The sequence below is a fragment of the Bradyrhizobium sp. B097 genome, from assembly GCF_038957035.1.
Taxonomy (GTDB): domain Bacteria; phylum Pseudomonadota; class Alphaproteobacteria; order Rhizobiales; family Xanthobacteraceae; genus Bradyrhizobium.
This window is the reverse complement of sequence record NZ_CP152412.1, coordinates 2897171-2917313: the sequence shown is the minus strand read 5'-3', so window position 1 is coordinate 2917313 and position 20143 is coordinate 2897171. Positions and strand designations below refer to the sequence as shown.

Here is a 20143-nt window from a genome sequence, read left to right as displayed (position 1 = left end):
GGCACACCGCACAGCCGGAGTCTGCGCCGTGTCATGAAAACGTAATTGAATCGTCATGAACGCGCAATGAATTTGCCCGCCCTGAGCGCGCCCGGCCGGCGCGGCGGGCCTCAGACCTTCGCCGCAGCCCTTGCAATGCCGGCGATGAAGAGGTCGACGATATCAACGGCCATCTGCTCGGCCTCCGCTTCGCCAACGCCCCAGCGCGGCAAATGGCCGTCGACATGCATCCGCGCAAAACCATAGACCAGGGCGCGGCCGGCGATCTGGACCTGCTTCAGGTCGCGCGCCGCGAGCTGACCGGCTGAAAAGGCCTCCGCCAGCGTGCGCTCGGTCAGGCCGATCAACTCCGCATTGTCGCTGGAAACGCCGGTCGAGCGGTCGTGGTCGAAAAAGCGGCGGCTGGAGATGATCTCGAAATGGGTCGGGTTCTTGATCGCCCAGTGCAGGTAGGCGATCCCGAGGCAGCGGAAGCGGCCGAGCGGATCGCCTGGCGGCGCATCGGCCAGCGCCGTCTCAATCTCGGCGCGGAAGCGGCGCTGCGCCTCCTCGGCCACCGCATTCATCAGGGCATCCCGGCTCGGGAAATGCCGGAACGGCGCCCCCGGCGAAACCCCGGCACGGCGGGCGGCCTCGCGGACGCTGACCGCCTCCGGCCCGCCCTCGCCGACCAGCTGCATGGCCGCATCGATCAGCACCCGGCGGAGGTCGCCGTGGTGATACGGCTTGGCCGCCGGCGCCCGCGTCGCGACGGCCGGACGCGGCTTGGCGGGCCGGCGCCCGATCGGCGGCTTCTTGGCTGGGCGGCGCATGGCGCCTCTCTAGCATCACCCGCTTGTGAATGTAAGCGGTGATTACACGGATTGACCGCACTCCATCGCGAAATGTAACTGGCGATTACATCAACGATGAGAGGCAGGATATGACAACGCGTCGAAACTGGTTCGAGGGCTGGCGGCTGTTCGGCCTGCTCACACTGACCCTGATCGGGCTTTCGATCTGGATCGCCGCGATGCGGCAGTTCGAGGTCGAGGGCGTGCGGATGGTGATCCGCTTCACGGCGCGAACCTCGCTGTTGTTCTTCTGTCTCGCCTTCTCTGCGGCGGCGCTGGCGCGGCTCTGGCCGAATGCCTGGACGCACTGGCAGCGCCGCAACCGCCGCCATCTGGGCGTCACCTTCGCCGCCTCGCACGCCATCCACGCGGTCGCGATATCCGCGTTCGCAATGCTCGATCCGGCCGGCTTCGCCGCCACAACCTCTATCGTTTCCTATATCTTCGGCGGTATCGGCTATCTCGTCATCATCGCGCTGACCGCGACCTCGTTCGATCGCACCGCTGCGCTGCTGGGCCCGCGCGCCTGGCGCAGGCTGCATCTGATCGGCGGCTACTATCTGCTGCTGCAGTTCACGGTCTCGTTCGGCAAGCGGATTCCCGAGATGCCGCTCTACGCGCTGTTCCTGGTGCCGCTCGCCGCGGTGTTCGCGCTCAGGATGATCAGCATGGCCGCGCGGCCCGTGCCGCGTCAGGCACAGGCGGGCTGAGGCGGGACCGGGTCAGATAGGATCACACCAGGTGAAACTTGCGGCCGAGCCGGCGATGCACCGACAGCACCGCGCGATCGACGTCGCTGATCAGGCTGTCGCCGAGCACGACGTTCGGGATCTCCCAGTTGCGGCCGATCTGCGCATCGGGCAGCGCGGCGACCGCCCGCACGCGGGCGGTCTCGCAGCCGGGCTGGGCGCGCAGCGCCTCCTCCGCAAGCTGGGTCAGTTCGTTCTGGCTCTTTCCGTCAGTCATGACCACGTCCTGGCACCGGAAGATGGCTCACTGATGGCCGAGATTCTCCAGTTCCTTGGCACGGATTTCGGTCATGCTGCGCATGCATTCGCCGGCGTCGAGGCGGGCGATGGTGCCCTCGCCGAGGTCGTAATACAGGCAATTCGCGTCACGGTACTGGATCCATAACCGTTGCGCGGTGCGCAGTTGTTCGCGCTGCTTGTCGCCGGCGGCATCCTTCAGCGCCTGCTGATAGGCGACGTTCATCCGCTTGTCCCATTGCGCGGTCTTGGCCTTGAGGCACTCGACCATCTGGTAGGTATTGCCGTCGCAGGACTGTTCGGGATCGCCCTGATCGCCGGCCCAGGCTGACGAGGTGGCGATGATGAAAATGGCCGCAACCAAGCGCCCGAGCCTGCACACGCCTGTCGTGAGAGCCGATTTCATGCCGCCTTCCCTTTCGATGGATCCCATGGCGCCATACGTTAGTGCCGCCGCAGCCCATCCCGTTCATATCAGTCGCACCGCGGCTGGCCTTCCCGATCCGCGCAGGATATTTCAGGGCATGGAGAGATTCATGCGGCGGACCGTGACGCCTGCAATCGTTTTGGCCGTGCTCGGCCTGCTCGTCGGCGGGCTGTTTCGCTACGCCTTCGACCAATCCGACGAGGCCTCCGTTGCGAACTATGCGCGCAGCGCGCTCGAAGGCGCCGTCATCACCCTGATCGTCTGGGCCACGCATCTCTATCTGACCACGCGCAGCGGCTGGCTGCGGCGTCTGCCGCTCGTTGTCGAGCTGGTCGTTCGCTCCGTCAGTATCGCCGTCATCGTCGCAGTCGCCGCGATGGCGCTGGAGATCATTCTGTATGCGCATGGGCTCGAGGCGAAGTGGGTTCGCGAGACCTTCCTGAAGATCGTCGGCCTGTCCCTGCTGCTCTCGATCCCGATCACGACGATCTACGAACTGGTCCGGATGATCGGTGGGCATACGCTGCTCAACATCGTGCTCGGACGCTACCGCCAGCCGGTGCGCGAGGAACGCGTGCTGCTGTTCCTCGACCTGGTCGGCTCGACGTCGCTGGCGGAGGCGATGGGCGAGCTGCGCGTGCAGGAGCTCTTGACGCGCTTCTTCTTCGACATCGACGATCCGATCGTGGCGCATGGCGGCGAGGTTCACGCCTATGTCGGCGACGAGGTCATCGTGACCTGGCCGGCCGACACGGGCCAGCCGTCGCGGCGCTACCTCGACTGCGTGTTCGCGATCGAAGACCGCCTCGCCAAGCGGGCCGACCATTATCGCAAGGAGTTCGGCGTGGTGCCGGCGTTTCGCGCCGGGATGCATGCCGGCCCTGTCGTGATCGGCGAATGCGGCGACTCGCGGCGGCAGATCGCCTATTTCGGCGATACCGTGAACGTTACGGCGCGGCTGCAGGCGCATTGCAAGGAGGCCGGCCGGCCGCTGTTGATCTCGGGCGAGCTGCTTCGCCTGCTGCCCCCGGACCCGGATTTTGTCATCGAGCCGCTCGGCTCGACGCAGTTGCGCGGGCGCGCCGCCTCGATCGACATCTTCGCCGTCACGCGGCGCGCATCGTCCTAAACAATCTCTTAAGGCGCACCGCCATCGTGGCGAAAGCACCAATTGTGTCCTGTCCGGTCGGGCCCCGTTAAGGATGCGGTGCACCCGTATTTGCACCGGGTTCCTCCTTAACGCAGGTGTAAGACGACGCCCTGCATGGTGCGCAGACAGGTGTCATTCAACAAAAACAAGGTTGCCCATCGATGGCGCAACAGGCGTCACAATCGATTATTGCCGAACTCGAGGATGCGGTCCGGGACGGGACGTCCGCCAAGCGCGTGCAGACGCTGCGGCAGGTCACCGATCTGTTCCTGAACGACGGCGACCGCCTCAACGATGAACAGGTCAAGGTGTTCGACGACGTGCTCTGCCTGCTCGTCGCGCGTGTCGAGACGCGTGCGCGGGCCGAGCTCAGCAAGCGGCTCGCGCCGCTCGACTATGCGCCGTTTGAGGTGATTCAGCACCTCGCCTGGGACGACGACATCGGCGTCGCCGGCGACGTGCTGACCCACTCCAGCCGCCTTTCAAACGACGCACTGCGCGAGATCGCCGCCAGCAAGGGCCAGGACCATCTGTTCGCGATCTCGGCGCGGGAGAACCTGCCGGCTTCCGTCACCGATGTGATCATTGACCGCGGCGAAGACAAGGTGATCCGGCGCCTTGCCAAGAACGCCGGCGCGCAGTTCTCCGACAACGGCTATTCCTCGATCGTCGCCCGCGCAGAAGGCGACGACGAGCTGGTCGAGATCCTCGGGCTGCGTATCGATATTCCGGCCAAGCTGCTGCGCGACCTGCTGCAGCGCGCCAAGGAAACGGTACGCGCCCGCCTGCTCGCGATCGCATCGCCCAGGGCCCGCGAGGAGATCAGCCAGGTGCTGAACGACATCGCGCAGGAAGAGGCCGCCGCCCCGCGCCGCAACTACGGCATCGCCGAAGAGCTGGTCAAGCTGATGAAGCAGCTGAACGAGCTCGACGATGCGGCGGTCTACAAGTTCGCCGAGGACGGCAAGTTCGACGAGGTCACGGTCGCGCTCGCCGTGCTCAACGACATGCCGATCGCGATGATCGAGCGCCTGATGCTCGGGCTGCGCTCCGACCTGCTCCTGATCCCGTGCCGCTCGGCGCGGCTCAACTGGCCGACGGTCGAAACCATCCTGCGCAAGCGGCCGCTGCCGCATCCGCTCGACCACGCGACCCTCGAGGTCGCGCACCGCGATTACCGGCGGCTGTCGCTGGAGACCGCACAGCGCACGGTGCGGTTCTGGCAGCTGCACAACAGGATCGAGAAGCAGCCGATGGCGGCCGGCTAGCTGCCGCTGCCTTGTCGTGACAAAGAAAAAGGGTGGGCAACGCGCCCACCCTTTTTGATTCGATGCGTAGGGTGGGTTAGCGAAGCGTAACCCACCGCGTCTCCGCGGAACGAATTGGTGGGTTACGCCTTCGGCTAACCCACCCTACACGCCCGAGCTCAGTTCTTGCTCTTGTCGACCAGCGCGCCCTTCTTGATCCAGGGCATCATGTCGCGCAGCTTGGCGCCGACTTCCTCGATCGGATGCTGGGCGAGCTTGGCACGGGTCGCCTTGAACGAGGTCTGGTTGACCTTGTTCTCCAGCATCCAGTCGCGGGCGAACTTGCCGCCCTGGATGTCGGCGAGCACGCGCTTCATCTCCGCCTTGGTCTCGGCCGTGACGATGCGCGGACCGGTGACATACTCGCCGTATTCGGCGGTGTTGGAGATCGAGTAGTTCATGTTGGCGATGCCGCCTTCATAGATCAGGTCGACGATCAGCTTCACTTCGTGCAGGCACTCGAAATAGGCCATCTCGGGCGCGTAGCCGGCCTCGACCAGCGTCTCGTAACCGCCCTTGATCAGCTCGACCAGGCCGCCGCAGAGCACCACCTGCTCGCCGAACAGGTCGGTCTCGCACTCTTCCTTGAAGGTGGTCTCGATGATGCCGGCGCGGCCGCCGCCGATCGCCGAAGCGTAGCTGAGGCCGAGGTCGTGGGCGTTACCCGACGAATCCTTGGCGATCGCGATCAGGCAGGGCACGCCGCCGCCGCGCTGATACTCCGAACGCACGGTGTGGCCGGGGCCCTTCGGCGCGATCATCAGCACGTCGAGGTCGGCACGCGGATCGAGCAGGTTGAAGTGAACGTTGAGGCCGTGGGCGAACACGAGGGCCGCGCCCTTCTTCATGTTGTCGTGCAGGTGCTCGCGATAGATGTCGCCCTGCAGTTCGTCCGGGGTCAGCATCATGACGAGGTCGGCCCACTTGGCGGCCTCGGCGACTTCCATCACCTTGAAGCCGGCGTTCTCGGCCTTCTTGGCCGAGGCCGAACCCTTGCGCAGCGCAATCGCCACTTCCTTGACGCCGGAATCCTTCAGGTTCAGCGCGTGGGCGTGACCCTGGCTGCCGTAGCCGACGATGGTGACCTTTTTGCCCTTGATCAGGTTCAGGTCGGCATCGCGATCGTAGTAAACTCGCATCGTGTTTTCCTCGTTTGAAGGGGGCCAAAATCGGCCGATGAGTCAGGCTTTCGGAAGGTCAGAACCGCCGGGCGCCCGCGAATTTCCGGCGTTGTCTAGAGCATTTTTCCCCTCAGGGGAAACCCCCATCTCGCATGGCGCGGTGCGGCATCATGCGTCCATGAAGACCGGGTAGAGCGAGGCCAGCAGCAGGATGGCCATCACCACATTGAAGACGCGGATCGCCCGGGGCGAGGTCAGGACCGGCCGCAGGGCGGTGCCGAACAGCGCCCAGACGATGCAGGACACCGTCCCCAGGGCCAGGCTCAGGCCGACCTGGATCGCGATGTTCCAGGGGAAGGCGGCAATCGCCGCGTAGGCCGTGATGGTGCCGATCACCATCACCCAGCCCTTGGCATTGATCCACTGGAACATGGCCGCGCCCCAGAACGTCATTGGGCCGCGGCCGGGCCCGTCGTCCTTGTCCGCCGAGGGCGGCTCGGCCATGGCGATGACGGCCGCGAGATAGACGAGATAGGCGACGCCGCCATATTTGAGGATCGTCTGCAGCACCGGATAGGCGATGAAGACCGCCCCGAGCCCGACGCCGACCGCACCGACCATGAAGGCGAAGCCGACCGTGATGCCGGCGATGTGGGGCACCGTGCGGCGGAAGCCGTAGGTCAGCCCCGACGACAGCAGCATGATGTTGTTGGGGCCCGGCGTGAAGAACATCACGACGGCAAACACGACAAAGGCGAACAGCAGCGAATTCGACATAGTGCCCTCACGCGACTTTCGGCAGAGCTTTTGGCCGCTTCGACAGCAACATCACGGCGATGCCGGCGATCACAGTGAGCATGCCGGCGAGTCGCAGCGGCCCGAACCTCTCGCCGAACACGATGCTGGAGGCGGCGGAGCCGACGAACGGCACCAGCAGCGCGAACGGCACCACCTGTGCCGCCGGATAATCCCTGAGCAGCCGGCCCCACAGCCAATAGGCGATGCTGGTGGAAACGGTGCCGACAAACAGCATCGAGACAATGCCGGCGGGCGACAGATGCGACAGCGCCTGCCACATCGGCTTCGCGCCCAGCGTCAGCAGCGACAGGCCGAACAACGGGATCGCCGCACACAGGCACAGCCATGCGAACAGGTCGAACATGCGTGCGCCCTGCGCCGGCCGCAGCAGCAGGTTTCCGATTGCGAACGAGATCGGCGAGATCATCAGGATGGCGAAGGCGGCGACGCTGAAATCGTATCCGACGGTGCCGCAGATCATCAGCAGGCCGATCGCAGCGATGGCGATGCCCACGGTCTGCAGCCGCGACGGCAATTCGCCGAATAGCACCGCAGCAAAGCCGATGGTGAACAGCGCCTGGCTCTGCACGATCACGCTGGTGAGCCCGACCGGCATGCCGTGGGCGATAGCGATGGATTGCGCAAGGAACTGACCGAGGAACAAGGTGAGGCTGATTCCGATCAAAAGCGGCCACGAGACCTGACCCGGCCTGGGCAGGAACAGGCACGGCACCGCCGCGATGCCGAAGCGCAGCGCCGTCATCAATTCGGGCGGCAGCTCATCGAGCGCGATCCGGCTCGCGACGAACGCAAGTCCCCAGATCACCGCGACCATGACGGCGATGCCAACATCGGCCGGCTTCATTGTTCTTCTTCTTTGGTTCGGTTTGGCTCTGTCGATGCGAGGATCTAGATCTGTTCGTCCGGCTTCGGCTTGCGCAGCAGATAGGTGCCGTGCAGCGGCGCGTGGTAGTCGGTGGCGACCAGGGTGAAACCGGTCTCGGTCAGCATGCGCTCCATCACCCAGCCGAAGGTCGAGTACTCGTCGCGCATATGGGTCATGACGCTTTCGCGCTCGAAATCGTGATTCTTGATCGAGAAATCGGCCCAGCCCTCGACATCGCGGTCGACGCCGTCGGGCATGCTGACGAACACCATGTCGCGCAGATAGAAGTTCGCGCCGGGCTTCAGCGCGTTGAAGATCCGCGACAGCGCCACCGCCTTCCAGAAGTCCGGCAGGTGGTGCAGCGTGAACTCGCTGACGATGACGTCGTAGGAGTTCGGCTGATAGGCAAAGGACAACAGGCCGGCCGGCTGGGTCCGGATCTTCGCCTTGCGGTCGCGCGCATAGATTTCGGCAAGCCCGATCATCGCCGGCGAGATGTCGATGGCGTCGACCTCGGCACCCATCAGCGCCGCCTCGGTCGCCAGCACACCGTTGCCACAGCCGATATCGGCGATCCGCCAGCCCGGCTTGACGCCGAGCATGGCCAGCGCCTGGCGGGCACGGACATCGCTGTCCTCACTGACGTCATAGATCGAGGCAACCGCGGTATCGAGACCGACCTGCCGCCGTTGCGTGTAGTACCAGTCGCGCGCCAACATGATTCACATCCCTTCCGGCCCACGCGTGATCGCGGCCACCCCGGTTCGCGACACCTCGACCAGGCCCAGCGGGCGCATCAGGTCGATGAACTGACTGATCTTGGACGAGTTGCCCGTGATCTCGAACACGAAGCTCTCGGTCGTGGCATCGATCACCCGGGCGCGGAACGCATCCGCCAGCCGCAGCGCCTCGACGCGGTGATCGCCACCACCCCTCACCTTGACCATCGCAAGCTCGCGCTCGATCGAGCTGCCGGTCAGCGTCATGTCGACGACGCGGTAGACCGGGATCATGCGGTCGAGCTGATGCTTGATCTGCTGGATCACCATCGGCGTGCCCGTGGTGACGATGGTGATCCGCGAGAGGTGTTTCTGGCTCTCGGTTTCCGAAACCGTGAGACTCTCGATGTTGTAGCCGCGGCCGGAGAACAGCCCGATCACGCGCGCGAGCACGCCGGGCTCGTTCTGCACGAGGACGGACAGCGTGTGCGTCTCGTTCGGATCGTGGCGTTCTTCGAGGAAGTAGGCGGATGCGGGCTGGCTCATGGTCGTCCCCTTACATTCTTTTCACGCCACCGCCCGCTGGGCGGCCGGCGCAGCATCCGTCCCGATCCAGGTCCGGAACAGATCGAAATCGATATTGCCGCCGCTCAGGATCAGGCCGACCCGCTTGCCGGCGAGCTTGCTCTTTTCCTGCAGCGCGGCCGCGAGCGCCGCAGCACCTGCGCCCTCGGCGAGATTGTGGGTGTCGGTCCAGTAGGCACGGATCGCCTGCCCGACCTCGTCGTCGGTGACCTGCACGATGCGCGAGGCGCCCTTGCGGATCAGGGCGAACGCATCGGCGTCCGGAATCCGCGTCGCCATGCCGTCGGCAAGGGTGTTGCTGGTCTCGGTGGTCACGATCTTGCCGGCTGCAAACGACAGCGCATAGGACGGCGCCTCGGTCGACTGCACGCCGACGATCTCGGTCTTCAGGCCGAGCAGGTCGCGCGCCATGATGCAGCCGGAAATGCCGGAGCCCTGCCCGATCGGCACGTAGAGAATGTCGAGATCGGGCGCCGCACGAAACAGTTCGAGCGCGTAGGTCGCTACACCCAGCACCAGGTCCGGGTGGAACGACGGCACCATGTGCAGCCCTGCGAACTGCGCACGGCGCTCGGCCTCTTCGCGCGCGGCCTGGAAGTCCTCGCCGTGCTCGACGAGCTCGGCGCCGAACGCGTGCATGGCGCGGTTCTTCTCGACCGAGTTGCCGCGCGGCACGTAGATCACCGCGGGCACGCCGTGGCGGCTCGCGGCAAACGCCAGACTCTGGCCGTGATTGCCGCGCGTCGCCGAGATGATGCCGGGGACATCGGGCCGCTCGCGCTTCAGCCGCTCGAGATAGACCAGGCCGCCGCGCACCTTGAAGGCGCCGATCGGCGTGTGGTTCTCATGCTTGACCACGACCTCGGTGCCGAGCCGCTCGGCCAACAGCGGCCAGGCAAAAGCCGGTGTCGCCGGCACCGCGGTGCCGACGATCCTGTGCGCGCGCTCGAGCTCGCTGAGGTCAAACATCTTGGCGTCCAGTCGTTATGCGCCCTCTCTTGTCATCCTCGCGAAAGCGGGGATCCAGTATTCCAGAGACGCCTGAGAGCAATCGAGGCGCCGCGGCGTACTGGATCGCCCGGTCAAGCCGGGCGATGACAGTGGAGTTTGTGCCGTACATCATCACACCAGCGCCTTGCCGCCGGCGAAGGCCTTCGCGGTGGCCTCGTCGGTCGCTTCTTCCGGCAGCAGCATCTCGTTGTGCGCCTTGCCGGACGGGATCATCGGGAAGCAGTTCTCCAGCGCGGCGACGCGGCAGTCGAACAGCACCGGACGCCTGATCGAGATCATCTCCTTGATCGCGCCGTCAAGATCGGACGGCTTGGTCGCCTGCAGGCCGACGCCGCCATAGGCTTCAGCGAGCTTGACGAAGTCCGGCAGCGCCTCGGAGTACGAATGCGACAGGCGGTTGCCGTGCAGCAGCTGCTGCCATTGCCGCACCATGCCCATGTACTGGTTGTTCAGGATGAAGATCTTGATCGGCAGCTCGAATTGAACCGCGGTCGACATCTCCTGGATCGTCATCTGCACCGAGGCGTCGCCGGCGATGTCGATCACCAGACTGTCCGGATGCGCCACCTGCACGCCGACCGCGGCCGGGAGGCCGTAGCCCATGGTGCCGAGACCGCCGGAGGTCATCCAGCGGTGCGGCTCCTCGAAGCCGAAGAACTGCGCGGCCCACATCTGGTGCTGACCGACTTCGGTCGTGATGTAGGTGTCCTTGCCGCGGGTCAGCTCGAACAGGCGCTGGATCGCGTATTGCGGCAGGATGATATCGTTGTTCTTGCGGTAGGACAGCGAGTTGCGCGCGCGCCATTGCGCGATCTGCTGCCACCACGCCTTGATGTCGGGCTTCTTGGCCTCCGCCTTGAACACCTGCAGCAGGTCGCCGAGCACATTGCCGGCGTCGCCGATGATCGGCACGTCGACGCGGATGTTCTTGTTGATCGAGGACGGGTCGATATCGATGTGGATCTTCTTCGAGCCCGGCGAGAAAGCATCGACGCGGCCGGTGATGCGGTCGTCGAAGCGCGCGCCGACGCACAGCATGACGTCGCAATCATGCATGGTCATGTTGGCTTCGTAGGTGCCGTGCATGCCGAGCATGCCGAGCCAGTTCGGCCCCGACGCCGGATAGGCGCCCAGTCCCATCAGGGTCGAGGTGATGGGGAAGCCGGTCGCCTCCACCAGCTGACGCAGCAGCTTGGAAGCCTCCGGACCCGAATTGATCACGCCGCCGCCGGAATAGATCACGGGACGTTTTGCATTGGCGAGCAGCGCCACCGCCTTGCGGATCTGGGTCGCATCGCCCTTCACGCGCGGCGTGTAGGAGATGTGCACGTCCGATTTGCGCGGCGGATGATAGGTGCCGGTCGCGAACTGCACGTCCTTCGGCACGTCGACCAGCACCGGACCGGGGCGGCCGGTGGTGGCGACATAGAAGGCCTCGTGCAGCACCCTGGCGAGGTCGTTGACGTCGCGCACCAGCCAGTTGTGCTTGGTGGCGGGCCGCGTGATGCCGACCGTGTCGCATTCCTGGAAGGCGTCATTGCCGATCAGATGGGTCGGCACCTGGCCGGTGATGCAGACCAGCGGGATCGAGTCCATCAGCGCGTCGGTCAGCGGCGTCACCATGTTGGTGGCGCCGGGACCCGACGTCACCAGCACCACGCCGGGTTTGCCGGTCGAGCGGGCATAGCCTTCGGCGGCATGTCCAGCGCCCTGCTCGTGGCGGACCAGGATGTGTTCGACGTCGCTCTGCTGGAAAATCTCGTCGTAGATCGGAAGGACCGCGCCGCCGGGATAGCCGAAGACATGCTGCACGCCGTGATCGATGAGCGCGCGCACGATCATCGCGGCGCCGGTCATCTGATTGGGATCGTGGCTCTTGTCGGTCATGGTTCGCTCCGGATGCGCTTGTTTTTGCGCGGCTTTTGTCAGTTCTCGTCAGTTCTGCTTCGGGCAATAAAAAGGGGCCCTAGAGGCCCCATGCACACCGCCCGAATTTGGATGGCCGCTAGCCATCCCCGGCGGTGTGCCTGGGTACGACGGCGATAAGCAGCTTGGTAATAATGTTGCGCACGATAGGACCCAGTCTTCCCAAAGGTTGCGCGAACATAGCGACCAAAGCCCGAATGTCAAGGCAAGGCAGCCAGTTTCGCGATTTTTGAAGTGTAACGGGGTTCCGACCGTTCGGCGAGTGTTTTTGCGCGGCGCAACGCGCATGGCAGACGGGCGCGCGGCGGCGCAGCAGTCCCACAGGCCCGTAGCCCGGATGAAGCGAAGCGCAATCCGGGACGGTCTGCCCACAGTGAATAGACCCCGGATTTCGCTGCGCTCCATCCGGGCTACGGGGCCTACGAGATTCGACCCTCCAGCCAATCTCCCGCAGCCTTGGGCACCATCCATTCGAATTCCGGAAGCTGGTGACGAAACCAGGTGAACTGGCGCTTGGCGTAGTGGCGGGTGTCGGCCCGGCCGATTTCGGCGGCCTCCTCCCGGCTGATCTCCCCCTTGAGGTGCCGGATCAGCGCCGGGACGCCATGGGCCTTCATGGCCGGCAGCAGCGGATCGAGCCCGCGCGCGGCCAGCGCCGCGACCTCGTCGAGCGCACCGGTATCGAGCATCGCGCCAAACCGCGCATCGATCCGCGCATAGAGAAGCTCGCGCTCCGGCGCGAGAAACAGCGCGTGGAATTGGCCCGGCGGCAGCAGCGGCGGCAGGCCATCGCGATGCCAGTCCGGCAGCGGGCGACCGGTGGCCTCGACGACCTCGAGCGCCCGCGCGACGCGGGTGCGGTCGCGCGGCTTCAGCCGTTCGGCCGACACCGGATCGCGCAGTGCAAGCTCGGCATGCAGCGCCTCGACGCCGTGCTGCTCCAGCCTTGCGCGCACACCGTCACGCACATCAGGGGGGATCGGCGGCACCGCCGACAGCCCGCGCGTCAGTGCCTTGAAATAGAGGCCCGAGCCACCGATGAAGATCGGCAGGCGCTTGTCCGCACGGGCCTCGCCGAGCACCCTGGCCGCGTCAGTGACCCAGGCGCCCGCGGAGAAATTCACGCCGGCATCGACATGGCCGTAGAGCCGATGCGGAACCTGTGCCTCCTCGGCGGCGGTCGGCCGCGCGGTGATGATCCGGAGGTCGCGATAGACCTGCATGGAGTCAGTGTTGATCACGACCCCGCCGGTCCGCTGCGCAAGCTCGAGCGCCAGCGCCGACTTGCCGCTGGCGGTCGGCCCTGCGATAAGCACTGCCTTGTCCAACAATCCTGAATGCGCCTGCATGTCCCTCGTTGCCACGCTGATCTGCAATCCTGCAAGCCCCGCGCTCGACTCCACCATCGTCGACGGTGCGCGGGCCGTGCTGCCCTCACCGGGCCCGGCGCAGTGGCTGTTCAACGAGGTCGCCGTCGACATTCCGTTCGAGAGCCAAAATTCCAGCGGAGACGCCGGCAGGGACGACATCAAGGCCATCGAGGAACGCCTGCGCCAGGCCCGCGGCGACCTGCCGATCGACATTGTCGTGCAGCCTCGGATCGGCCGGCGCAAGAAGCTTTTTCTGGCCGACATGGATTCGACCATGATCGGCCAGGAATGCATCGACGAGCTCGCCGATTTCGCCGGGCTGAAAGCCCATGTCGCTGATATCACCGAGCGCGCGATGCGCGGCGAGATCGAGTTCGAATCGGCGCTGCGCGAGCGCGTCGCGCTGCTCAAGGGCTTGCCGGTGGGTGTCGTCGACGAGGTGCTGGAGAAGCGCATCACGCCGACGCCGGGCGGCCGCGAACTGGTCATGACCATGCGCGCGCACGGCGCCTATACCTGCCTGATCTCCGGCGGCTTCACCCTGTTCACCAGGGTGGTCGCGGAGAAGATCGGCTTCCAGGAGAACCGGGCCAACCAGTTGCAGGTCGCCGACGGCAAGCTGACCGGCGAAGTGGTCGAGCCGATCCTCGGCCGCGCCACCAAGCTCGCCACGCTGATCGAGCTGACCGAATCCTTCGATCTCGACGACCTCGACACGCTCGTCACGGGCGACGGCGCCAACGATCTCGGCATGATCCAGGCCGCAGGTCTCGGCGTCGCCTATCACGCCAAGCCCGCGGTCGCAGCCGCCGCGGCGGCGCGGATCGATCACGGCGACCTCACCGCGCTGCTGTATGCGCAGGGCTATCGGCGCGACGAATTCGTGGCGGAGTGATCCTTGGCGTCGTCCCGGCGAAAGCCGGGACCCATAACCACCGATGCCGATTGCCTAGAAAAGCCGTTGCCGACTTCCTCAACAAGAGCGGCCGCGGCGTATGGGTCCCGGCTTTCGCCGGGACGACACTTCTACTGCACCCCGAGCGCGACGAAGCGCAGTTCGCCGTCGCCGTTGGAGACCAGCATCAGCACGGACTTCTTGCCGTCCTTCTTGAGCTGATCGATGCGCTTCTTGATGTCGGCGGCGCTGGACACCGCCTCCTGCGCCACCTCGACGATGACGTCGCCGGCCGACAGCCGTTTCTCGGCCGCATCGGAGCCATTGTCGACACCGGTCACGACGACGCCCTTCACGCTGTCCTTGATCTTGTACTTGGTACGCAGATCCTTGCTCAGCGCCGCGAGATCGAGACCGAGCGCCTTCTGGGTCACCGGCTTCTCGGCGGTGTCGTCCTTGGGCTTGGCGTTGGCCTGCTGAACCTTGTCGTTGTCCTCGAGCCGGCCGAGCGTGACCTTGCGGGTCTCTTCATTGCCCTTGCGGATGACGACGACGTCGACTTCCTTGCCGACCGCGGTGTCGGCGACGATGCGCGACAGATCCTTCGGGTCCTTGACGTCCTTGCCGTCGAACTTGACGACGACGTCGCCGGGCTCGATGCCGGCCGGCTTGGCCGGGCCCTTGTCGTCGACGCCGGCAACCAGCGCGCCGCGTGCCGGTTTGATGTTGAGGCTGTCGGCGATCTCGTCGGTGACCTGCTGGATGCGAACGCCGAGCCAGCCGCGGCGCAATTCGCCGAACTTCTGCAGCTGGTCCACGACGCCGGCCACCGTCTTCGACGGCACCGCGAAACCGAGACCGATCGAGCCGCCGGTCGGGGAGATGATCAGCGTGTTGACCCCGATCACCTCGCCATCGAGGTTGAACAGCGGACCGCCGGAATTGCCGCGGTTGATGGCGGCGTCGGTCTGGATGTAGCTGTCATACGGGCCCTGGCTGATGTCGCGGTTCTTGGCCGAGACGATGCCTGCGGTCACCGTGCCGCCGAGGCTGAACGGGTTGCCGATCGCGACCACCCAGTCGCCGAGGCGGATCTTGTCGCTGTCGCCGAACTTGACCGCGGTGAGCGGCTTCGGCGGCTTGAACTTGAGGACCGCGAGGTCGGTCTTCTTGTCGACGCCGACCAGCTCGGCCTTGATCTTGGTGCCGTCGTTGAGGATGACGTTGATCTCGTCGGCGTCCGCGATGACGTGGTTGTTGGTGACGACGATACCCGCGGTGTCGACGATGAAGCCCGAGCCGAGCGAGTTGGTCTTGCGCGGCTGGAACTCGCCGCTCTTGTCGCCGCCCTTGCCGGGCGGGCCGCGGCGGTTCTTGAAGAAGTCGTCGAAGAACTCCTCGAACGGCGAGCCGGGCGGCAATTGCGGCATCGTCCGGTCCTTCGCCTCGATCGTCTGCGACGTCGAGATGTTGACGACGGCGTCAATCACCTTCTCGGCGATGTCGGCGATGCCCTCGGGGCCGCGTGCGAACGCCGGCACAGAGCTCAGCATGCTCGCAGCACCGATCGAGATCGCAGCTCCCATCATGCGGAGGCGACGGGTCAGGGCTGGTCTGGCAGCGATCATGTCGGAGTTTCTCCAGGCAAACGGGTTCAAATTAGTTGGTCGCAGTATGCGCCCGTGATCATAGAGTGCGCCCGAACGGGCATATGGCGCAAGCATCTCACCCGGGCATTTCGGCGAAAAACCGGCCGCGAGAGGCTCACGATTATGTTCATTCCGGCGCGATTTGCGCGGTGGAACAGGCAATGATCAGCGCCGCACCAGCCAGATCAGGATCAGTCCCGCGACCGCCGAACCGATGCCGACGATGCGCAGGATGTTATCGGGCGTGGCCAGCGCGCTCTTCATCGCCCGGCGCATCCAGGCGGGGCTTGCCGCAAACAGGATACCTTCGAGCACGAACAGGATTCCCAACCCGATGAGGAAGTCGCCGAACGCTATGGACTTCATCGGATGGCAGCCTCCCGCTCGATGCTTATTGTTGTTGAGTGGCGGCGACGCGTGATCCGCATCGCCGCCAAGTCGTGATGTTCAAGTCGTGATGTTTCGTCGCGACGTTACTGTTTCGGCGCGGCGGCCGCCTCAGGCCCCTTGCCGTTCGCATTGCCGAAGTATCTGAAGAATTCCGAGTCCGGCCGCAACAGGAAACGCGTGTCGCCGGAGCGCAGACTATTCTCATAGGCCGTCATCGAGCGATAGAACGCGAAGAAGTCCTTGTCCTTGCCATAGGCCTCGGCGAACAGGCGGTTGCGCTCGGCATCGCCCGCACCGCGGGTTTGCTCCGCGGTCGAGTTCGCCTCGGCGACAATCACCGTTGCTTCGCGGTCGGCCTTGGAGCGGATCTCCTGCGCCTTCTGGTCGCCCTGGGCACGGAACTCGGCCGCTTCGCGCTGACGCTCGGACTTCATCCGGTCGTACACCGCCTGGCTGTTCTGCTCCGGCAGGTCGGCGCGGCGGATCCGGACGTCGACGACCTCGATGCCGTAGCCGTCGGCCTCCTTGTCGAGCTGCTCGCGAATCCGTGCCATCAGCTTCTCGCGCTCGTCACGCACCACCGTGATGAAGGTGACCTCGCCGAGCACGCGGCGCAGCGCCGCGTTGAGCAGCGTCGTCAGCTGCAGATTGGCGGCCTGGATCGAGCCGACGCTGGTGTAGTAGCGCAGCGCATTCTTGATGCGATAGCGCGCGAAGGCGTCGACCACCAGCCGCTTCTGGTCGGAGGCGATCACCTCCTGCGACGGGTTTTCGAGATCGAGGATGCGCTTGTCGACGTTGATCACCGAATTCCACGGCGCCTTGAAGTGCAGGCCGGGATCGGTGACGACCTCAACCGGCTCGCCGAACCGCAGCACGATGGTCTGCTCGGTCTGCGCCACGGTGAACATCGAGCTGTATCCGACGGCCAGCACGATGAAGAGGACGATCAGGGACACAATGCCGGTGACAGGGGACCTCATCGGGTGGCTCCCTGCTGCTGGCCGGTCGTGGCCGGCGCTGCTGCCGGACGCCGCGGCGTCAGTTCGCCGAGCGGAAGATAGGGCACGATGTTCTGGCCCTGGCCGCCGTCATAGACCAGCTTCTCGGAGCTGCCGAGCACGCGTTCCATGGTCTCCAGATAGATGCGCTCGCGCGTCACTTCGGGTGCCTTCTTGTATTCATCATAGACTTTCAGGAAGCGTGCGCTCTGGCCCTTGGCCTCGGCGACCGCCTGCTCCTTGTAGCCCTCGGCGGCCTGCAGGATCTGCGCGGACCGACCACGCGCTTCCGGCACGATCCGGTTGGCGTAGGTCTGCGCCTCGTTCTGCTTGCGCTCGAGGTCGGAGCGCGCCGCCTGCACGTCGCGGAATGCGTCGATCACCTGCGCCGGCGGATCGACCTTCTGCATCTGCACCTGGGTGATCTGGATGCCCGCGCTGTAGTTGTCGAGCGTCTTCTGCATCAGTTCCTGGACATTCTGCTCGGTGACGTTGCGCGCCCCGGTCAGGATCGGCTGGATCTGCGAGCGGCCGATCACCTCACGCATCGCGCTTTCGGCGACCGCCTTCACGGTGCCTTCGGGATTCTGGATGTTGAACAAATAGGCGCCGGCCCCGCCCGGCTTGATACGCCAGAGCACGGTGAAATCGACGTCGACGATGTTCTCGTCGCCGGTCAGCATCAGGCTCTCTTCCGGCACGTCGCGCATGGTGCGGCCGCGCCTTGCGGGATCGTCGATCAGGGTCATGCCGATCGAGATCGTGTTGACGCGCAGCGCCTTCGGCAGCAGCACCGTCTCGATCGGATACGGCAGGTGATAGCGCAGGCCCGGCTGCGCATCGCGGACGTATTTGCCGAAGCGCAGCACGACGCCGAGCTCTTCGGACTGGACGCGGAAGATCCCGGTGGCGAACCAGATCGCCAGCGCGGCAACCAGCACCAGCGCGATGCCCATGCCGCTGAAATGACCGCCGGGCAGCCACTGCTGCAGCCGGTCCTGGCCGCGCCGCAGCAGATCCTCAAGATCCGGCGGCCTTGGCCCAGCCGACTGCGGACCTGTGCCCCATGGCCCTTTCGGACCCGAGCCCCACGGCCCCCCGCCTTGATTTTTCCACGGCATCAAACGTCTCCTCGACAAGTCCGGACAGGACGCCCGGCCTCGAATGTCCGGCCCGGTTATAGGGGACGGCTCAGGCCCTTACAACGCAAGCTTCCTTGCCGGACGAGCTATGCGCCGGGGCATAATTGTCAATGCAAACATTGGTTAACCCCGGCCGCGCCGACGATATGTCACATAGGAGAAGTCAGCGCTGTCGTCCGGACCTGCCGGATTTCGCACGCGCGCGACCTCGTCCCACTCCTTTGCGTCGATTATGTCGAACCGTGTATCGCCGTCCGGCCGGGCGTGGACCTCGGTGATCTCCAGCCGGTCGGCCGTGCCCATCCATTGCGCATAGATCTCCGCGCCACCGATGACGGCAATTTCAGTGGCGAAACGCCGCAGCGCGTCACCAAGCGCAATGGCGCGAGCATTTTCGAACGATGTGGTGACGATGGCGCCGCGCGCGCGATAATTCGCATCGCGCGTCACCACGATATTGGTGCGACCCGGCAGCGGTCTGCGCAGGGATTCGAACGTCTTGCGTCCCATCACGACGGGCCGGTTGATGGTGATGGCCTTGAAGCGCTGCTGATCGGTCTTCAGCCGCCACGGAATTGCGTTGGCATTTCCGATCACGCCGTTCTCGGCGACCGCGACGACGAGCACGATCTCCATCAGCGCGCTCCTTCCGCGAGCGCCGACAGCGCCTCGCCGGAGACGCGGCAAATCGTCCATTCGTCCATCATCTCGGCGCCGAGCGACTTGTAGAATGCGATCGACGGCGCGTTCCAGTCGAGCACCGCCCATTGCAGCCGCGACCAGCCATTGGCGAGGCATTGCTTCGCCAGATGCACCAAGAGCGCCTTGCCGATACCCTTGCCGCGCAGCGCCGGGCGCACGAAGAGGTCCTCGAGATAGATGCCGTGGCGGCCGGCGAAGGTCGAGAAGTTGACGAACCAGACCGCGAAGCCGGCCGGCTCGCCGTTCCATTCCGCGATGTCGCAAGTAAGCCGCGGGTTGGCGCCGAACAGCGCCTCGGCGATATCGGCCTCGCTGGCGTGGACCTCGTGCAAAAGCTTTTCGTAGTCGGCGAGCTCGCGGACCAGCGAGAACACCAGTCCGGCCTCATCGGGCCGCGCGCGGCGGATGGTCAGCGACATGCAATCCCTCAGACCGCGACTTCAGCCTTGATGTGCGGATGCGGGTCGTAACCCTCGAGTTTGAAGTCCTCGTAGCGGAACGCGAAGATATCCTTCACGTCGGGATTGATCGCCATCGTGGGCAACGGCCGCGTCGGCCGCGTCAATTGCAGCCGCGCCTGCTCGAGGTGGTTCGAGTAGAGATGCGCATCGCCGAGCGAGTGCACGAAATCGCCGGGCTTGAGGCCCGTCACCTGCGCCACCATCATGGTCAGCAGCGCGTAGGAGGCGATGTTGAAGGGCACGCCGAGGAAGACGTCGCCGGAGCGCTGATAGAGCTGGCACGATAATTTGCCGTTCGCGACATAGAACTGGAACAGGCAGTGGCACGGCGGCAGCGCCATCTTGTCGACCTCGGCCGGATTCCAGGCGCTGACGATCAGCCGCCGCGAGTCCGGATTGCGCTTGATCATCTCGATCACGTTCGTGATCTGGTCGATGCTGCGGCCATCGGGCGCCGGCCACGACCGCCATTGCGAGCCGTAGACCGGGCCGAGATCGCCATTGGCGTCGGCCCATTCGTCCCAGATCGTGACGCCATTGTCGTTGAGATATTTGATGTTGGTGTCGCCGGCGAGGAACCAGAGCAGCTCGTGCACGATCGCCTTCAGCGGCAACCGCTTGGTGGTCAGCATCGGGAAGCCGGCCGAGAGGTTGAAGCGCATCTGGTGGCCGAAGGTCGACAGCGTGCCGGTGCCGGTGCGGTCGTGCTTCTCGGCGCCGTCGGCGAGGATGCGTTCGAGCAGGTCGTGATACTGGTTCATGGCGTTGGTTTCGGACCCTTCGG

22 protein-coding genes are annotated in these 20143 nt (G+C 65.2%); 4 read left to right on the top strand and 18 right to left on the bottom strand.

From position 1 onward, the window contains the following. Nucleotides 1-110: 110 nt before the first annotated feature. Nucleotides 111-812, bottom strand: coding sequence for a TetR/AcrR family transcriptional regulator (locus AAFG07_RS13520; RefSeq protein ID WP_342727699.1), 702 nt, complete (start codon nucleotides 810-812; stop codon nucleotides 111-113). 110 nt (nucleotides 813-922) lie between these two features. On the opposite strand from AAFG07_RS13520, the gene AAFG07_RS13515 reads away from it, so the two are divergent. Continuing rightward, complete coding sequence (locus tag AAFG07_RS13515) at nucleotides 923-1543, top strand: hypothetical protein (RefSeq protein ID WP_342727698.1); 621 nt, start codon at nucleotides 923-925, stop codon at nucleotides 1541-1543. 22 nt (nucleotides 1544-1565) lie between these two features. Here the strand turns inward: AAFG07_RS13515 and AAFG07_RS13510 are convergent, their stop codons facing one another. Then, nucleotides 1566-1799, bottom strand: coding sequence for a hypothetical protein (locus AAFG07_RS13510; protein ID WP_342727697.1), 234 nt, complete (start codon nucleotides 1797-1799; stop codon nucleotides 1566-1568). Between the two features lie 27 nt (nucleotides 1800-1826). Next, nucleotides 1827-2225 (bottom strand): lysozyme inhibitor LprI family protein, encoded by a 399-nt coding sequence (locus AAFG07_RS13505; RefSeq protein ID WP_342727696.1) that lies wholly within the window; start codon nucleotides 2223-2225, stop codon nucleotides 1827-1829. 130 nt (nucleotides 2226-2355) lie between these two features. Between AAFG07_RS13505 and AAFG07_RS13500 the strand changes: the two genes are divergently transcribed. Together AAFG07_RS13500 and AAFG07_RS13495 are read left to right on the top strand one after the other, a co-directional pair. Further along, nucleotides 2356-3375 carry an adenylate/guanylate cyclase domain-containing protein gene (locus AAFG07_RS13500; protein WP_342727695.1) on the top strand — a complete coding sequence of 340 codons (1020 nt, stop codon included), beginning with the start codon at nucleotides 2356-2358 and terminating at the stop codon, nucleotides 3373-3375. 182 nt (nucleotides 3376-3557) lie between these two features. Continuing rightward, complete coding sequence (locus AAFG07_RS13495) at nucleotides 3558-4664, top strand: DUF2336 domain-containing protein (RefSeq protein WP_342727694.1); 1107 nt, start codon at nucleotides 3558-3560, stop codon at nucleotides 4662-4664. Between the two features lie 158 nt (nucleotides 4665-4822). Here the strand turns inward: AAFG07_RS13495 and ilvC are convergent, their stop codons facing one another. The 8 genes from ilvC to miaA form a co-directional block, all read right to left on the bottom strand. Next, the gene (ilvC, locus tag AAFG07_RS13490; RefSeq protein ID WP_342727693.1) at nucleotides 4823-5842 is read right to left on the bottom strand and encodes a ketol-acid reductoisomerase; all 1020 of its coding nucleotides are present in this window, start codon (nucleotides 5840-5842) and stop codon (nucleotides 4823-4825) included. 150 nt (nucleotides 5843-5992) lie between these two features. After that, nucleotides 5993-6601, bottom strand: coding sequence for a LysE family translocator (locus AAFG07_RS13485; protein WP_342727692.1), 609 nt, complete (start codon nucleotides 6599-6601; stop codon nucleotides 5993-5995). A 7-nt stretch (nucleotides 6602-6608) separates the two neighbouring features. Beyond that, a complete protein-coding gene (locus tag AAFG07_RS13480; protein ID WP_342727691.1) occupies nucleotides 6609-7487 on the bottom strand; it encodes an EamA family transporter in 879 nt (292 codons plus the stop codon). A 44-nt stretch (nucleotides 7488-7531) separates the two neighbouring features. Continuing rightward, a complete protein-coding gene (locus AAFG07_RS13475; protein ID WP_342727690.1) occupies nucleotides 7532-8227 on the bottom strand; it encodes a class I SAM-dependent methyltransferase in 696 nt (231 codons plus the stop codon). 3 nt (nucleotides 8228-8230) lie between these two features. Further along, entirely contained in the window at nucleotides 8231-8773 is a 543-nt protein-coding gene (gene ilvN / locus AAFG07_RS13470) for an acetolactate synthase small subunit (RefSeq protein ID WP_342727689.1), read from the bottom strand. Between the two features lie 21 nt (nucleotides 8774-8794). Continuing rightward, nucleotides 8795-9781, bottom strand: coding sequence for a threonine dehydratase (locus AAFG07_RS13465; RefSeq protein WP_342727688.1), 987 nt, complete (start codon nucleotides 9779-9781; stop codon nucleotides 8795-8797). Between the two features lie 153 nt (nucleotides 9782-9934). Continuing rightward, a complete protein-coding gene (locus AAFG07_RS13460) occupies nucleotides 9935-11710 on the bottom strand; it encodes an acetolactate synthase 3 large subunit (RefSeq protein WP_342727687.1) in 1776 nt (591 codons plus the stop codon). Between the two features lie 458 nt (nucleotides 11711-12168). Continuing rightward, the gene (gene miaA, locus AAFG07_RS13455) at nucleotides 12169-13098 is read right to left on the bottom strand and encodes a tRNA (adenosine(37)-N6)-dimethylallyltransferase MiaA (protein WP_342727686.1); all 930 of its coding nucleotides are present in this window, start codon (nucleotides 13096-13098) and stop codon (nucleotides 12169-12171) included. Between miaA and serB the strand changes: the two genes are divergently transcribed. Continuing rightward, nucleotides 13097-14014: a phosphoserine phosphatase SerB gene (gene serB, locus AAFG07_RS13450; protein WP_342727685.1), complete on the top strand. Its 918-nt coding sequence runs from the start codon at nucleotides 13097-13099 to the stop codon at nucleotides 14012-14014. The two genes, miaA and serB, sit on opposite strands and share 2 nt — an antisense overlap. A gap of 131 nt (nucleotides 14015-14145) precedes the next feature. Here the strand turns inward: serB and AAFG07_RS13445 are convergent, their stop codons facing one another. From AAFG07_RS13445 to AAFG07_RS13415, 7 genes are all read right to left on the bottom strand, one after another. Then, nucleotides 14146-15642, bottom strand: a complete 1497-nt coding sequence (locus AAFG07_RS13445) for a Do family serine endopeptidase (protein WP_342727684.1) — start codon at nucleotides 15640-15642, stop codon at nucleotides 14146-14148. A gap of 186 nt (nucleotides 15643-15828) precedes the next feature. Beyond that, entirely contained in the window at nucleotides 15829-16029 is a 201-nt protein-coding gene (locus tag AAFG07_RS13440; RefSeq protein WP_092115850.1) for a DUF2065 domain-containing protein, read from the bottom strand. Between the two features lie 107 nt (nucleotides 16030-16136). Next, entirely contained in the window at nucleotides 16137-17036 is a 900-nt protein-coding gene (gene hflC, locus AAFG07_RS13435) for a protease modulator HflC (protein WP_342727683.1), read from the bottom strand. Continuing rightward, the gene (gene hflK, locus AAFG07_RS13430; protein WP_212310485.1) at nucleotides 17033-18175 is read right to left on the bottom strand and encodes an FtsH protease activity modulator HflK; all 1143 of its coding nucleotides are present in this window, start codon (nucleotides 18173-18175) and stop codon (nucleotides 17033-17035) included. Before hflK ends, hflC begins: the two co-directional genes overlap by 4 nt. 144 nt (nucleotides 18176-18319) lie before the next feature. Next, the gene (locus AAFG07_RS13425; RefSeq protein WP_342727682.1) at nucleotides 18320-18832 is read right to left on the bottom strand and encodes a dihydrofolate reductase; all 513 of its coding nucleotides are present in this window, start codon (nucleotides 18830-18832) and stop codon (nucleotides 18320-18322) included. Continuing rightward, nucleotides 18832-19317 carry a GNAT family N-acetyltransferase gene (locus tag AAFG07_RS13420; RefSeq protein WP_342727681.1) on the bottom strand — a complete coding sequence of 162 codons (486 nt, stop codon included), beginning with the start codon at nucleotides 19315-19317 and terminating at the stop codon, nucleotides 18832-18834. Before AAFG07_RS13420 ends, AAFG07_RS13425 begins: the two co-directional genes overlap by 1 nt. 8 nt (nucleotides 19318-19325) lie before the next feature. Next, a complete protein-coding gene (locus AAFG07_RS13415; RefSeq protein WP_342727680.1) occupies nucleotides 19326-20120 on the bottom strand; it encodes a thymidylate synthase in 795 nt (264 codons plus the stop codon). Nucleotides 20121-20143: the final 23 nt, after the last annotated feature.